The sequence below is a fragment of the Chondrinema litorale genome (genome assembly GCF_026250525.1).
In the GTDB taxonomy this organism is placed as follows: Bacteria; Bacteroidota; Bacteroidia; order Cytophagales; family Flammeovirgaceae; genus Chondrinema; species Chondrinema litorale.
Window position 1 is genome coordinate 66,574 of the sequence record NZ_CP111061.1, and the last position, 13,436, is coordinate 80,009.

Here is a 13,436-nt window from a genome sequence, read left to right on the forward strand (position 1 = left end):
TTATAGGTTTCTTAATATAAATGGAGTGATAAAATCTAAAGACAAAACTTTTTCGACAGCATTAAGCTCAATGGCTTTTTTGGGCATACCAAAAACAACACTCGATCTTTCATCTTGGGCAATGGTTAATGCTCCTGCTTCTCTCATATCTAGTAAGCCTTGAGCACCATCTGCACCCATACCTGTTAAAATTACACCTATACTGTTTTTACCTGCAAAATTTGCCACAGACCTAAATAGCACATCTACAGAAGGGCGGTGTCGATTTACAAGTGGGCTATCTAGTAACTCAACATAATAGCGCGCTCCATTTCTTTTTACCACCATATGTTTGTTACCGGGTGCAATAAGTACTCTACCTCTAATAATATTATCACCATGGCTGGCTTCTTTTACAGTAACTTCACAAATGCCATCGAGGCGTTGGGCAAATGATTTTGTAAACTGCTCAGGCATATGCTGTACGATTACTACACCGGGCGAGTCTCCTGGTAATGCTTGTAACAAATCTTTAATTGCTTCTGTCCCACCTGTTGAGGCTCCAATAGCAACTACCTTTTCTGTAGTTTTAATTAAACTATTGTTCTGTCTTCTCGCAATTACTTCTGAGACATTTACCTTCGCTGGCACTTTAGCCACTGTAATAGCTGAACGTCTTTTTATTCTAGAAACAGATGCTGCTTTTATTATGTCAAACAGTCTGAGTTTATATTCTTCGAAAAATGATTTAAGGTGTAATTGAGGTTTGGTTAATATTTCTACTGCACCGTATTCAAGTGCTTTCATGGCCATTTCTGTACCCTTAGCTGTTAAGCTCGAAATAATTACTACTGGAATTGGATGCTGTGTCATAATTTTCTTGAGGAAAGTTAAGCCATCCATCTTTGGCATTTCAATATCCAGCGTGATTACATCGGGAACCGTTTTGGTGAGTTTTTGAGCCGCCATGTATGGATCAGCAGCTGTACCAACTACCTCAATGCTTCTGTCTTCTGAAAAAACAGATACCAAAGTTTGCCTTACTAGTGCAGAATCATCTACAATTAATACCTTAATTTTTTTCATTCATTCCTCAATTAAACCATAAAATATTATAGAATTATTACTTAAATACTAAGCATCAATCTTCTGAAAAATTGTTGGCCCTAGTTGTTGTAAAGGTAAATTCATATCAATAATGGTTTCAGAATGACCTAAGAATAAATAGCCGCCCGTTTTAATCTTACGCGATATTTTTCTAATTACCTTTTCTTGTGTTGGTTTATTAAAATAGATGAGCACATTTCTACAAAACACCACATCAAATTTAAATGAGATATCGTAGTAGTCATCCATAAAGTTTAATTGTTGAAATGTAACTTTCTTCCTAAGCTCTGGAATTATTCTAACTGTATTTTTAGTCTTGTCTTTACTTTTAAGCAAATACCTCTTTTTAGTTTCTAAAGGTATATTTGCCACTCGTTCCATATTATAAACAGCATTCATACCTTTTCTTAGCACTTCGGTAGAGATATCTGTTGCTAGAATGTTATAATGAAACGAGGAGGTTTTCTTCAAATAATCGTCCAAGACCATGCATGTTGTGTAAGCCTCTTCGCCAGTAGAGCAGCCTGCGCTCCACAATTTTATATATTTTAAATTATTTTTATCTGCATAACTTGGTAGTACCTGTTTTGTAAGAAAATGGAAATGCTCAGGTTCTCTAAAGAAATCTGTTTTATTGGTGGTAACTGCATCGATCATATTAATCAATTCTACCTTACCGACTCCCGGAGCAAATACATGATCTAGGTATTCACTAAAAGTCTGTACACCAACAGCATTTCGTCTTTTATTTAAGCGACTTTCTATCATTGTTTTTTTGATATACGGGAGCTTTATTCCTACTTCATTTTCAATATACTCTTTAATTCTTCTAAAATCGGAGTCTTTCATTTTAACTCCAGTACTTATGTCTATCATGCAGCTTATTTATAATTTTATCATTTTGAGGAAAATAAACCCTCAACACAATGAGTGCTGAGGGAAAGTGTATTTATTATAAATTAATTAGCGTCATATATTTACTTATAGATTAAAATTGTTCGTACTCTTCGTCCGTATCATCATAGTCATCAACTTCCATGTCTAACACAACTCCAGAAGATTTTTTTGCTCTAGCTGAGATAATATGTTCAGATACCTCTGGCTTTTTCTTTCTCGGCTTTATTTTCCTTTTACTCTTTTTACCAAGGTTGTTACCAACATTAAAGAAGATGATGGCTTCTCTTAATTCACTTGCTTGGTTTGCTAGCTCCTCTGCACTTGCCGACATTTCTTCTGAAGTGGCAGCATTTGATTGAACAACCAGATTTAACTGCTGAATAGCTGAATTTACCTGACTTGAACCAGAGTTTTGCTCTATGCTAGCGGCTGCTATTTCTTGCACCAAGCTCGCTGTTTTCTGAATATTCGGTACAATTTCGACCAACAATCTGCCAGAAGTTACTGCCGTTTCGACACTAGAAGTAGAAAGGGTATTAATTTCTGTAGCTGCTACCTGCGATCTTTCTGCTAGCTTTCTAACTTCTGCTGCTACTACTGCAAAACCTTTTCCGTGTTCGCCAGCTCGTGCTGCTTCTACTGCTGCATTTAGTGCCAATAAATTAGTTTGGCGAGCAATTTCACTAATAATAGAAATCTTATTAGCAATTACTTTCATAGATTGCACAGTCTGGTTTACAGAGTTGCTACCTTCTTGTATGTCTTCAGAAGCTTTAATAGCAATCTTTTCTGTTGCTTGTGCATTTTCTGTATTTTGCTGGATGTTAGATACCATTTCCTCCATCGAAGATGAAACCTCCTCGGTAGATGCCGCCTGCTCAGTGCTACCTTGCGACATTTGCTGAGATGATGAAGACATTTGCTCACTGGCTGCTGCAATCTGATCTGCCGCAGTACTCACAAAAGTGATTACCTCTTTCAATTTCACAATCATCTGCTTAAGATATTCTAACAAATCTCCTATTTCATCTTTATTTGTAGAATCTATATTTACTGTTAAATCTCCTTCTGAAACAGCTTTTATGGCTGACATCGCTTTATGTATCGAACTAGTAATTGTTACAATAATCCAAAAAGCCAAGACTGTTGCTACCAGCAAACTTACTCCTAAAATAATCCACATTAATCTTTCACCAGCCTCGTATAAAGCGTTTGTTTGTAAACTTGCGGCCTCTAATGCCTTTTCGTTTTTTCTTACAATTTGCGAAACAATAGTTACTGCTTCTAGTGCTTTTTGTCTCGCTGTAGTCGACGATATTTCGTAAGCTATTTGCTCAGTAGAATCATTTTTAACTCCCATTGAGAGCGATTTAATCTTGGCAAAAGAGCTTGTATACTCACTCCACCGCAACTGGAAATTATCTAAAATTTCAACACCTTTTTCATCTGAAATATCTCTTAGCTCGGTGTATCTATTTTCCATATCTTCAGTTCTAGCATCCACCTGCTTTACAATATCCATTAACACTTCTCTATCTTTAGATAGAATAAGATCCTTCTCTCTTTTTGTAATAAACTGAACATCTTCTGCGATTTTAGCAGAAAGGTTAATACGCTGAGTATTTACTTTAATAATCTCATTAATCTTTTTATTTAGCTGGTAAGCATTGTTGTTTCCTATATAAAAAACAATCAACGCAGCTGATAACTGTACAATTGTAGCAAGTATCAACTTTGCTTTGATAGTAAATTTCATTGTGTATTTAGTATTAGGTTTTTTTTCTAAATATTTAGATAGTTGCTTCTTCGCCTGTTTCTTTTACTACCAATAACTCTTCGTCTGTAAACACTTTATCTACATCTAATAGCATTATAAATTGATCATCCAACTTGATTAGTCCTTCTATAAAATCTGATCTAAATTTGTTTCCAATACTTACCGGAGGTAGAATTTCTTCTGAATTTGTTTCAAAAACTTCACTTACTGTATCTACCAAAGCTCCTACAGAAACTTCGTCACCATCGATAATGAGTGTTAGAACAATAATGCATGTATCTACAGTATTTTCAATTTCTGGGAAACCGAATTTAACTCGAGTATCTATTACTGGTAATACTGTACCTCGCAAATTAATTACTCCTTTTAAGTAATCTGGAGACTTGGGTACTTTGGTAAGTTTTGTAACTTCCAAAATCTCTTTCACTTTAGTAACATTCGATGCAAATATTTCACCGCCTAAACTAAATGAAAGGAATGATTGTGTTGCAATTGTATCGTTAATCATATTCTTACTAAGCTTGTGTGAGGTTTTTTGTAAAATGTTCAATAGCTTTTCCTGTATCTATTACCAATGCCACTGTTCCATCTCCAAGAATGGTTCCGCCAGAAATAATATCTAAATCTTGATACATTTTGCCCAATGGTTTTAATACAGCTTGGTATTCGTCGACTACAGTATCTACCACAAAACCTACTTTTGTACCTTCATAATTTACTGTAATAAGTTGCTGTACTTCAGGAGCTTCATTTAAAATAGTAAACTGCTCTCTCAGATTAAAAAACGGTATTTTCTCTCCATCTAAAACGATAGAGTTATTAAATACAGATTGTATCTTTTTCGCTTCAATCTCATGACACTTTTCTATAAATGACAATGGAATAATGAAATAAGTATCTCCTACTTTTACTAATAAACCATCTATAATTGAAAGTGTAAGCGGAAGTTTAATCGTAAATGAAGTTCCTTTATCCAACTCCGATTCTACCAAAACATCTCCTCTAATCTCGGCTATCTTTCTTTTAACCACATCCATTCCCACACCTCTACCAGAAACTCCTGTTACTTCTTTAGCTGTAGAAAAGCCTGGAAGAAATATTAAATCGTAAGTTTCTTTATCTGTCAACACTGCATCGTGAGCAATTAGTCCTTTCTCAATAGCCTTTGCTTTGATCTTGTTTTTGTCTATGCCTTTACCATCATCACTAATTTTGATGTGCACATAAGTACCCGAATAGTAAGCATCTAATGTTATTTTCCCCTGCTTGTTTTTGCCTTTTGCTTCTCTCTCTTCTGGCAACTCTATTCCATGGTCGAGGCTATTTCGAAGCAAATGCATTATTGGGTCGGTAATTCTTTCGATAATGGTTTTATCAAGTGCTGTTTGAGTACCCAGCGTAATAAACTCAATTTCTTTGTTTAACTCATGTGCTAAATCGCGTACTAACCTCTTAAACTGTACTACGATTTCGTCGATAGGAATTAAGCAAAGATCAAATGTAGAGTCTCTTAACTGCCTTGATATTTTCTCAATATTTTCTGATATTTCTAATAACTCTGGAGTATTGTTTTGTTCTGTGTAAAGGTTTAATCTTGCCTGTGTAATTACTAACTCACTTACCAGATTCATTAGATTATCTAGTTTGTTAGTGGCAATTTTTACACTTTTAATTCCGCTAATTTCTTTTCTTTTCGGAGCTTCTTTAGGAGCTACATTTTTAATGACTACCTCTTGTTGAGGTGTTTCTATTACAGCGTCTTCAACTGTAGGCTCTAATGTATTTAAAAACTGATTGATATATGCTACATGAGCCTCTACAGCTTCTTCGGTAGGCGATTCTAGCAGAAACTCATCACTCTCAACTGCATGTAAAAACTGCGAGTCATTAAGTAGATTTGCCTCTGAAAGCTGATGAATTTTTAGCAAGCATCTAGCTTGTACAAACAGAAAAACATCTTCTATTGCTTTAATACTCTCTTTGGTAGTAATATAAATTTCCCAGAAAGTATAGCAAAGCTCAGGGTCAATTTCTTCTAAATCCGGAACTTCTGAAAAATGGGTTACAACTTTGGTTTCGCCAAGCGCTGTTAAATCTTCGAGTTGGAAAAAAGGATTATTTCCACTCAGAAAAATATCGTTATCTGGTTTAAAAAGTATGTAGTAGGTAGGTTGGGCGTCTTCTTGTTTTTCTTCACCGAAAATTAAAACATCCTGCGTGTTATCTTCTTTAACAGTGCCATTGGTTATTTTATGAATTTTTTCATGAGCTATTTGCACCCTTTGAATAAGCTCAGGATTGTCTTCAGACTCTAATAAATCTTTTAAAAGATCACTAGAATCTAATGTTATATTTACTATTTCTGTACTTAAGGCAAGTTCACCATTTCTGATCATGTCATAAATGGTTTCCAATTCATGGGTTAACTCACTAATAACATCAAAGCCAAACATGGCTGCGGTTCCTTTTAGTGTGTGCATAATCCTGAAAACCTCCTCAATCAATTCAGGGTTATCTGGTGAACTTTCTAATTGAAGTAGAGCCTGTTCCAGACTATTTATCAGGTCTTTTGCATCTTCTACATAATCTTCTCTAAATTGATCCATCAACGAAGTAATTTATTAACTGTATTTACAAAGCTGTCTACAGTAAATGGTTTTTTAATCCATGCTGTAGCTCCCGCTTCTTTTGCTGTATCTATAATTCTATCTCTTGATTCGGTTGTTAGCAGTATTATTGGCACAAATTTGTAAGAAGGCAAAGCTCTTATCATTTTAATTAATGAAATACCATCTAGTTTTGGCATATTCAAATCTGTAATTACTAAATCATATTTTCTGCCATCAAAATATCTCAGTGCATCTTCTCCATCTACTGCCAGATTAGATTTACATCCCAGATTTTCTAATTGAAATGATACTATTTTTCTTACACTGTCAAAGTCGTCAACTACTACTGCTTGCTTGTAAAGGTTATTTTGCATTGTTTTTTAATTTCGAATTGAGAATTTGTTAGTATTCTAATCAAGAAAAATTTATTGGGTTCAATTCAAGTATTCAATTCCTGAAAATGGCAACCATGTCTTCCAAGCTTCAGCGAGCTGAATATCGAAGCTTGTTTTGGTGCCTTTTTTATCTGAGAAGTTTTTTAAGCTATAAAGTAATTGTAAGCCTGCAAGATCGATCTTTGACGAATTGGTGATGTTAATCTGTAAATCTGTGTACAGTTCAACCATTTTCAGTATTTCATCTTTAATTGCTGAAATATCATTTATAACCAAATCTCCATTCAACTCAACCGTTGCTGTATCCTTGTCATTTTTAATCAACTTCCAAAAATCTAAACTACCCTGCTGTTCCATAAATTAAATCTTGTTTGTTGGTTTTTAAACCAGCTTCAATTTTAATTATTAGAAGAAAAGGACTACTAAATGTTATTAACATGTTCAATAACATTGTGTACAATTTATATTATTTGCTTATTGATTTTTAATTATTTGGAAAGGAGAAATAGTCTACATCTAAAAATATACAATTATAGGTATGTTTATTTTTCTTACATAGATATGTAAAAGCGTTATTCGAAAATGAAACAAAATATTTGAGTTTCCAAAATGGCGTTTTTTGCTTCGTTTCATGGCAAAATGAAAAAGTCAACCTGTTTTATTTTCACAAATTGACTTTAGGAAAAAGATATTTTTTATTTAATAAAGTACATTTTCTCTATAAGACATGCTTCGCAAGTTTTATGTGATATAGTAAAGATAATTACTGAATTTATATGAGGACTGTTAAAACATTTCATCATTATACCATAAAAGACAATTGAATTGATGTTTTTGTATTCTTGTTTACAATATGCTAAGCGGTAATCACATTTACCAAATTTAGCTTTTTGTTCCTCAAATCGATACCGCCCTCTAAGACAGACTTTAGGTTTGTAAGGTAAAATATCCAGCCTTTTGAGTCGCCAACAAAATGTTGCAACTTAGTGGTTTCATCGGTAGGTAAATCACTTTCTACTAACTCTACAATTGTCTCTCCCTCTTCTGAATAAACAGAAATAGTTACAGGACAACCCTTAGAAAAAGTAAAACAAAACATATTAGACCCATTGGCTTTAAGTACTGTACCCTTCTCCACTACAGAGTCCGGATAACCATGCCAATACCACTCGTAAGTATCTCCTTCCTGTACTGTTTCGTTGGCAGCTCTAACATTTCCTGCTGAATCTTTAAAAATAGCTTTTCTTAAAAACCAGCTTTCCAATGCCTCAGCATTTGTCCAACATGCATAAGCTGTTGAAGCCTCTTTTTGCACATTTACTCTCAGTTTAAATTTACTCCATTGACTTTTTTCCATTATCTATAAATTTTTATTTTAAACTAAGTTAGCAGGAGATTGAAAAAGTAATTTATCGAAAATGGAGAATTTGGTCAAACTAAACATCAAGCATATGTAACATCTTGTATTTTTTAGGTGAGTATCCTGTATGTTTTTTGAATAAAATACTAAAAGAAGATAGACTTTCGAAGCCGAGCTCAAAACATATATCTGTAACACTTTTTGTACTACTCACTAATAGTTTTTTGGCTTGGTTCAACCTTATTTCGGTTAAATATTGATGTGGCGTAATACCATATGCCTTTTTAAAAAACCTGAGAAAGTGTTGAGAATTTATCATGGCAATATCTGCCAGTTCAGTTAATTTTATCGGCAATGAAAAATGTGTTTCCATCCAATTTTTGGCCATAGCAATTCGCTTGTACAAATTCACTTTTGTAGATTGCTTTATCACATTCATATTGTCAGAAATACGAAATGCAGCATAGTTTTCTGCAATAATGTCTTCTAATATCTTTCTAATGAGCATATCTGCCTTTAAAGCTTGAAATGAAGCACAACTGTCTCCCAAACTCAAAAGCGTTAACAAATTAGCTTTTAAACTGGCATTATTAAAATGGATATGCTCTATTAAAGAATAATCATCTACAGATTTATTACTTAAACCAGAATCGTCGAGATTATGAAAAATATCTCTTGCCACTAACTGAGAAAGCACATGATTGAAATACAGGTAAACAGTTTTAGTTTTTTGCTGAGGTTTCTGGTTCACAGAAAAGGATACTTTACTGCCTCGGTTTACAATTACAAAACTGTTTTGATCGAGATTTATATGAACATCATTTATCTTAAAATTCCCACTACCTTCTAAAAGTGCAATTATACCAAATGAGGTAAAGTGAGTAGGAAAAACAAAAGGTTTATCAAACTCATTGTACAAGATACAATGATCGAAGTAAACAGGTACTGTATCTTGAGTATGATTGTTTTCTGCCAGTTTACCCAGTATCATCTAAAGATAGAAATTACTCTAATCCATTATCTAAAGCATATCTCACTAATTGAGTGGAATTTTTGAGTTGCAATTTTGCCAAGATGTTCTTTCTGTGGGTTTCTACTGTGTAGTACGATATAAACAGCTTCTCACTAATCTCTTGCGTGGTATGCCCTCTGGCGATAAGTCTTACTACTTCTTGCTCTCTTTTTGAGAGAATAATCTTCTTACTATTGTTTTTCTGTTTCTTTTTTTGTTGATCCTGAAAAATGGTATTCATTACTTCTCTGCCATAGTACTTCTTACCCTCGTTAATTGTACGTATAGCTTCCAGTAATTCGTCTATACCCTTACCTTTTAGAATATAGCCATCAATATCTGCCTCCATTAGCTGATAGATATACTCTTTTTTGCTGTGCATACTGAGTACAATCACTTTTGTAGCTAAACCATGTTTTTGGATGTATTCGCTTACTTCAATGCCGTTTACAGGCGTCATATCTATATCGAGAATGGCAATGTCAATTTTATCTTCTTCCAGAATTTTAATTGCTTCTTTTCCATTTATAGCTTCACCTACCACTTTTAATCCTGAAGTATCTGATAACAACATTTTTATACCATCAATTACTATTCGATGGTCGTCTGCTATTAGTATTCTTAGTTCTTGCATTATCTTTTAATAAACTTGCAAATACAATTTACAAGTTTATATCAATAATCACAGTAGAACCGTGCCCTTTTTTGGAGTCAAATACTAAATCGCCTCCCAAATGTGATACTTTTGTTGAAATATTTTTTAATCCCATACCTCCGTTTTTTCTTGCATGTTCTACATCAAAGCCAATTCCATCATCTTCTATAATGATATTGAGGTCGTGTTCTCTGCGTGTAAGAGAGATATAAAGGTTTTCTGCCTTAGCGTGTTTTAATACATTACTTACTACTTCTTGTATTATTCTGTAAATGAGAATTTCTTTTCTAGATTCAAGTCTTTCTTCCATATTGTAACTTTCAACTGTTACATACATCTGATTAGACAATTGAATGCTTCCTGCCAATTCTTCGAGTGCAGCTATTATACCAAGATTATTTACAATACCAGCATCAAGACTATGCGATACATCTCTAATCTCACAGGTTACTTTATCAAGTAATTCATTGGCTTTTAAATATTGTTCTTTGCTTTCGTTTAGAGAACTATTAAATTTTTTCTCCATTGAATTAAAGTACAATTTAATTGTGTGTAGTATGCTTCCAACTTCTCCGTGTAATTGTTGGGCAATTCTCTTTCTTTCGTATTCCTGGCTATCAATTACTGCTTCCATAATTTTGAGTTCCTGTAGCTGCATTATCTCGTTCACCCTCTGGTTATTTATTTCTTCGATCTTAATTGCAAGATACTGGCTAGCCTTTCTTTTTGACTGATAGTTTCGCACTATCAAAAAGGCCACTAACAATACTAAACCTGAAATTAACATAAGTGCATTATTAAATTGATTGGATCTTTCCAAAGCTTGTACATGAAGTTCCTTTTCGAACTGTAATGTTGATATTTGCTGTTTGCGCTTCTCTGTATTATACCTGATTCTAAGCTCCTCAACTTCTTCTTTATTATTTCTTAGGTCCATTTCACTTTTGGCCTCCTCATAAGCTTTTCTAAATACTATTGCTTCTTCATATTGCTTTAGGCCTTCGTAACTCAGAGATAATCCTTGGTACGCTGTAACAATATTTTGTTTGGAGTCTGTTTTTTCTGAGATATTTAAAAACTTGTTGTAGTAATCTAATGCATTTGAATAGTTTTCTTTTTTGAGCATTAAATCGCCCAGATTACAATAAACTATACCTTCTCCTATCTGATCGTGATGGGCTTTTTTGACTGATAAACTTTGATGATGATACAACTCTGCAAGTGGGTAATTTTCCATATAGGTGGCTGTTCTACCTAAATTATCCCAAACTCTTGCCATGTTCACACTGTCATTGAGAGTCTCAAACCTGCTGGCAGCGTCTCTAAAAATTGTGAAAGCATCTTCAAACATTTCACTCTCGTGGTATATCAATCCCAGATCGTTAATAATTAACCCCTCAAGCGCTGCATTTTTCTTTTCAATTGCAATTTCTTTTGCTTGCTCTAGGTAAAAAATAGCTGTATCTAATTTTTCTAGAGAAGTGAAATAAAAGTATCCTAGGTTTTTATAGGTATTTGCAAGTGTAATACTTCCAGGAAATAAACTTTCTTTAATTTTTAAGCTCTTTATGAAACATTCGAGTGCTGGTTTGTTGTCGCCCCATTTCTTGTAAATGTTGCCCATGTTATTGTAGCAACTGGCTTCACCTTTTTTATTATTGTTAGCAATTTCGTAGGCTAATGCTTCTTCGTAACAGTAGAGCGCTGTAGAATAATCTCCTTTGTTTTTTAAAACAACTCCTTTGCGTTTTAAGCTGGTTGTTTGTCTTTCTATATCTTGAATCTGCTGGGATAAGTGGTAGGCGCTATCAGAATATTGTAAAGCTACATCCATCTTTTCTTCTCTCCACTCCCAAGCTAGTTCATTTAAAATATCTATTCTTTCTTCAATGCTTTCTGTTGTATTAAGAGCCTGCATCAGGCTATCTGTATAAGACTGATGCAAGGCATTTACCCTAAACAAAGGCAGTGTTATAAACAGGAAAAAGATCGTATGTTTCATAATTTAAATATTATCACATTAAGATATAAAATATAAACCTTTCCCCCATAACTTAGCACTTAACCTTTATCGTCCGCATCTCCGGAATTACCCGTAGAAGTTCCATCGCCATTAGCGCCGCTTGCTGCACTATCCCAGGCTGCAATTACTATAATTTTCTTGTTTTCGGCTTTAGTAGCTGGTACATCTGTTATTAAACCAGGTACTTCACTTGGGCCATCCCCAGTTTTTATTCCATAAAATTTATAAACAAGTGTTCCATCAGGTAGTTCTGTTGGAGCTGGTGCTGGATCTGTTAAGTCAAATGTAGAATCCTCTGATAAGATAGAATAATACAATTTTAAATACTGATCATCTTGAACTTGTAAATAAATTTTGGGCTTAAGTTTCAACATGGTAATAATATTATATAGTTAAAGTGAAAAAAAAATTTGCTTATACGATCATTCTCTGCGGATGAATTAAGCCCATTCCATACAAACTCTTTTCTTCTGGATTTCCCAATTGAAAAGCTGTATTACTTATGCATTCACGAATACCATCCGTTAAATTGATAGTTGTAATTCTTGGATTCTTTTTTTCTCTTGCTAGCATTAAAGCAATTACCCCTGAAACAAAAGGAGCAGCCATTGAACTTCCACCTCTGGTTGTATACCCATATGGTAAATCGGCAGAGTAAATATCTACCCCAGGTGCAACTAAATCGAGTTCTGGCCCAGTGGAAGCATCCACTCTAAGTTTAAAATTTCGATCTATTGCTGCTACAGCAATTGTAGACTTATACTTTGCTGGATATTGAATAGAATCTTGTTTGGGACCGGCATTACCGGCTGCGCAAACCACTATACATCCAGCTTTATTAGCTTCTTCAACTGCCTGTTTTAATTGTAGATAATCTTTTTTGGCTTCTATGCTTAGATTAATAATATTAGCCTTGTTTTCTATAGCCCAATATAATGCATCAACTGTTGCATCTATATCTACAGTCCCTTCATCGTTGATAATTTTTCCTATTAATAATTTGATTTCAGAAGCAAGCCCTACTTTAGGGTTTCTGCTACCAATAATACCAGCTACATGTGTACCATGACCAGTAATATCATAAACTCCAGCTTTACTGTTTGTAAAATCTTTCATCATCGAAATTGCTTGCACAAAATCGGGATGATTAAAAGCAATGCCAGAATCGAGTACGGCAACATTTATCCCTTCTCCTTTGCTCAAATTCCAAAGTGCAGGTATACCAAATGTCTGTATGCCCCAATTCTCTCTCATGAACAGAGACTGAGCATTAGCAACTGGCAATTTTGCTGATTTTGAGCAAATCATTTATGTTAATTTTTGCCTAATATAAAGCAAATAGGAATTTAGTGTATACTCGTTTACAAGTAATTAAATATACCTGTTTTAAGTGATTAATCTAATATTAATTAGTACTATTTTTGAAATTTTTTATTGTTTTAGAAATCCTTAAGATATGAAAGTTATTTTGCTACAAAGTCGCAAACGAACAAATTATTTGTTCTAGGCTATTTCTAATATTACTTAATCTGTATAATGGCTAATATGGCATATTTTTCATTAAAAATAAATACTTTATTTTAAGTAATTTTTGCTTTTAGTTATTAAAGATTGAAAAAAAT

At 33.9% G+C, this 13,436-nt stretch carries 13 protein-coding genes; all 13 read right to left on the reverse strand.

Going from position 1 to position 13,436, the window contains the following annotated elements; all coding sequences use genetic code 11:
* Positions 1 to 1,065 carry a protein-glutamate methylesterase/protein-glutamine glutaminase gene (locus tag OQ292_RS37935; RefSeq protein ID WP_284689384.1) on the reverse strand — a complete coding sequence of 355 codons (1,065 nt, stop codon included), beginning with the start codon at positions 1,063 to 1,065 and terminating at the stop codon, positions 1 to 3.
* 48 nt (positions 1,066 to 1,113) lie between these two features.
* The gene (locus OQ292_RS37940) at positions 1,114 to 1,962 is read right to left on the reverse strand and encodes a CheR family methyltransferase (RefSeq protein WP_284689385.1); all 849 of its coding nucleotides are present in this window, start codon (positions 1,960 to 1,962) and stop codon (positions 1,114 to 1,116) included.
* A gap of 112 nt (positions 1,963 to 2,074) precedes the next feature.
* On the reverse strand, positions 2,075 to 3,739 hold the full coding sequence (locus OQ292_RS37945) for a methyl-accepting chemotaxis protein (RefSeq protein ID WP_284689386.1): 1,665 nt from the start codon (positions 3,737 to 3,739) through the stop codon (positions 2,075 to 2,077).
* Positions 3,740 to 3,773: 34 nt separating this feature from the next.
* A complete protein-coding gene (locus OQ292_RS37950; RefSeq protein WP_284689387.1) occupies positions 3,774 to 4,268 on the reverse strand; it encodes a chemotaxis protein CheW in 495 nt (164 codons plus the stop codon).
* Between the two features lie 7 nt (positions 4,269 to 4,275).
* Positions 4,276 to 6,366, reverse strand: a complete 2,091-nt coding sequence (locus tag OQ292_RS37955; protein WP_284689388.1) for a chemotaxis protein CheA — start codon at positions 6,364 to 6,366, stop codon at positions 4,276 to 4,278.
* The gene (locus tag OQ292_RS37960) at positions 6,366 to 6,743 is read right to left on the reverse strand and encodes a response regulator (RefSeq protein WP_284689389.1); all 378 of its coding nucleotides are present in this window, start codon (positions 6,741 to 6,743) and stop codon (positions 6,366 to 6,368) included. Before OQ292_RS37960 ends, OQ292_RS37955 begins: the two co-directional genes overlap by 1 nt.
* 60 nt (positions 6,744 to 6,803) lie before the next feature.
* On the reverse strand, positions 6,804 to 7,121 hold the full coding sequence (locus OQ292_RS37965) for a hypothetical protein (protein ID WP_284689390.1): 318 nt from the start codon (positions 7,119 to 7,121) through the stop codon (positions 6,804 to 6,806).
* A gap of 499 nt (positions 7,122 to 7,620) precedes the next feature.
* Entirely contained in the window at positions 7,621 to 8,121 is a 501-nt protein-coding gene (locus OQ292_RS37970) for an SRPBCC domain-containing protein (protein WP_284689391.1), read from the reverse strand.
* Between the two features lie 79 nt (positions 8,122 to 8,200).
* Entirely contained in the window at positions 8,201 to 9,115 is a 915-nt protein-coding gene (locus OQ292_RS37975) for a helix-turn-helix transcriptional regulator (RefSeq protein WP_284689392.1), read from the reverse strand.
* A 13-nt stretch (positions 9,116 to 9,128) separates the two neighbouring features.
* Positions 9,129 to 9,770 (reverse strand): response regulator transcription factor, encoded by a 642-nt coding sequence (locus tag OQ292_RS37980; protein ID WP_284689393.1) that lies wholly within the window; start codon positions 9,768 to 9,770, stop codon positions 9,129 to 9,131.
* Between the two features lie 28 nt (positions 9,771 to 9,798).
* Positions 9,799 to 11,793, reverse strand: a complete 1,995-nt coding sequence (locus tag OQ292_RS37985) for an ATP-binding protein (protein WP_284689394.1) — start codon at positions 11,791 to 11,793, stop codon at positions 9,799 to 9,801.
* A 59-nt stretch (positions 11,794 to 11,852) separates the two neighbouring features.
* The gene (locus tag OQ292_RS37990; RefSeq protein ID WP_284689395.1) at positions 11,853 to 12,188 is read right to left on the reverse strand and encodes a hypothetical protein; all 336 of its coding nucleotides are present in this window, start codon (positions 12,186 to 12,188) and stop codon (positions 11,853 to 11,855) included.
* Between the two features lie 40 nt (positions 12,189 to 12,228).
* On the reverse strand, positions 12,229 to 13,122 hold the full coding sequence (locus tag OQ292_RS37995; RefSeq protein WP_284689396.1) for a S8 family peptidase: 894 nt from the start codon (positions 13,120 to 13,122) through the stop codon (positions 12,229 to 12,231).
* Positions 13,123 to 13,436 lie beyond the last annotated feature (314 nt).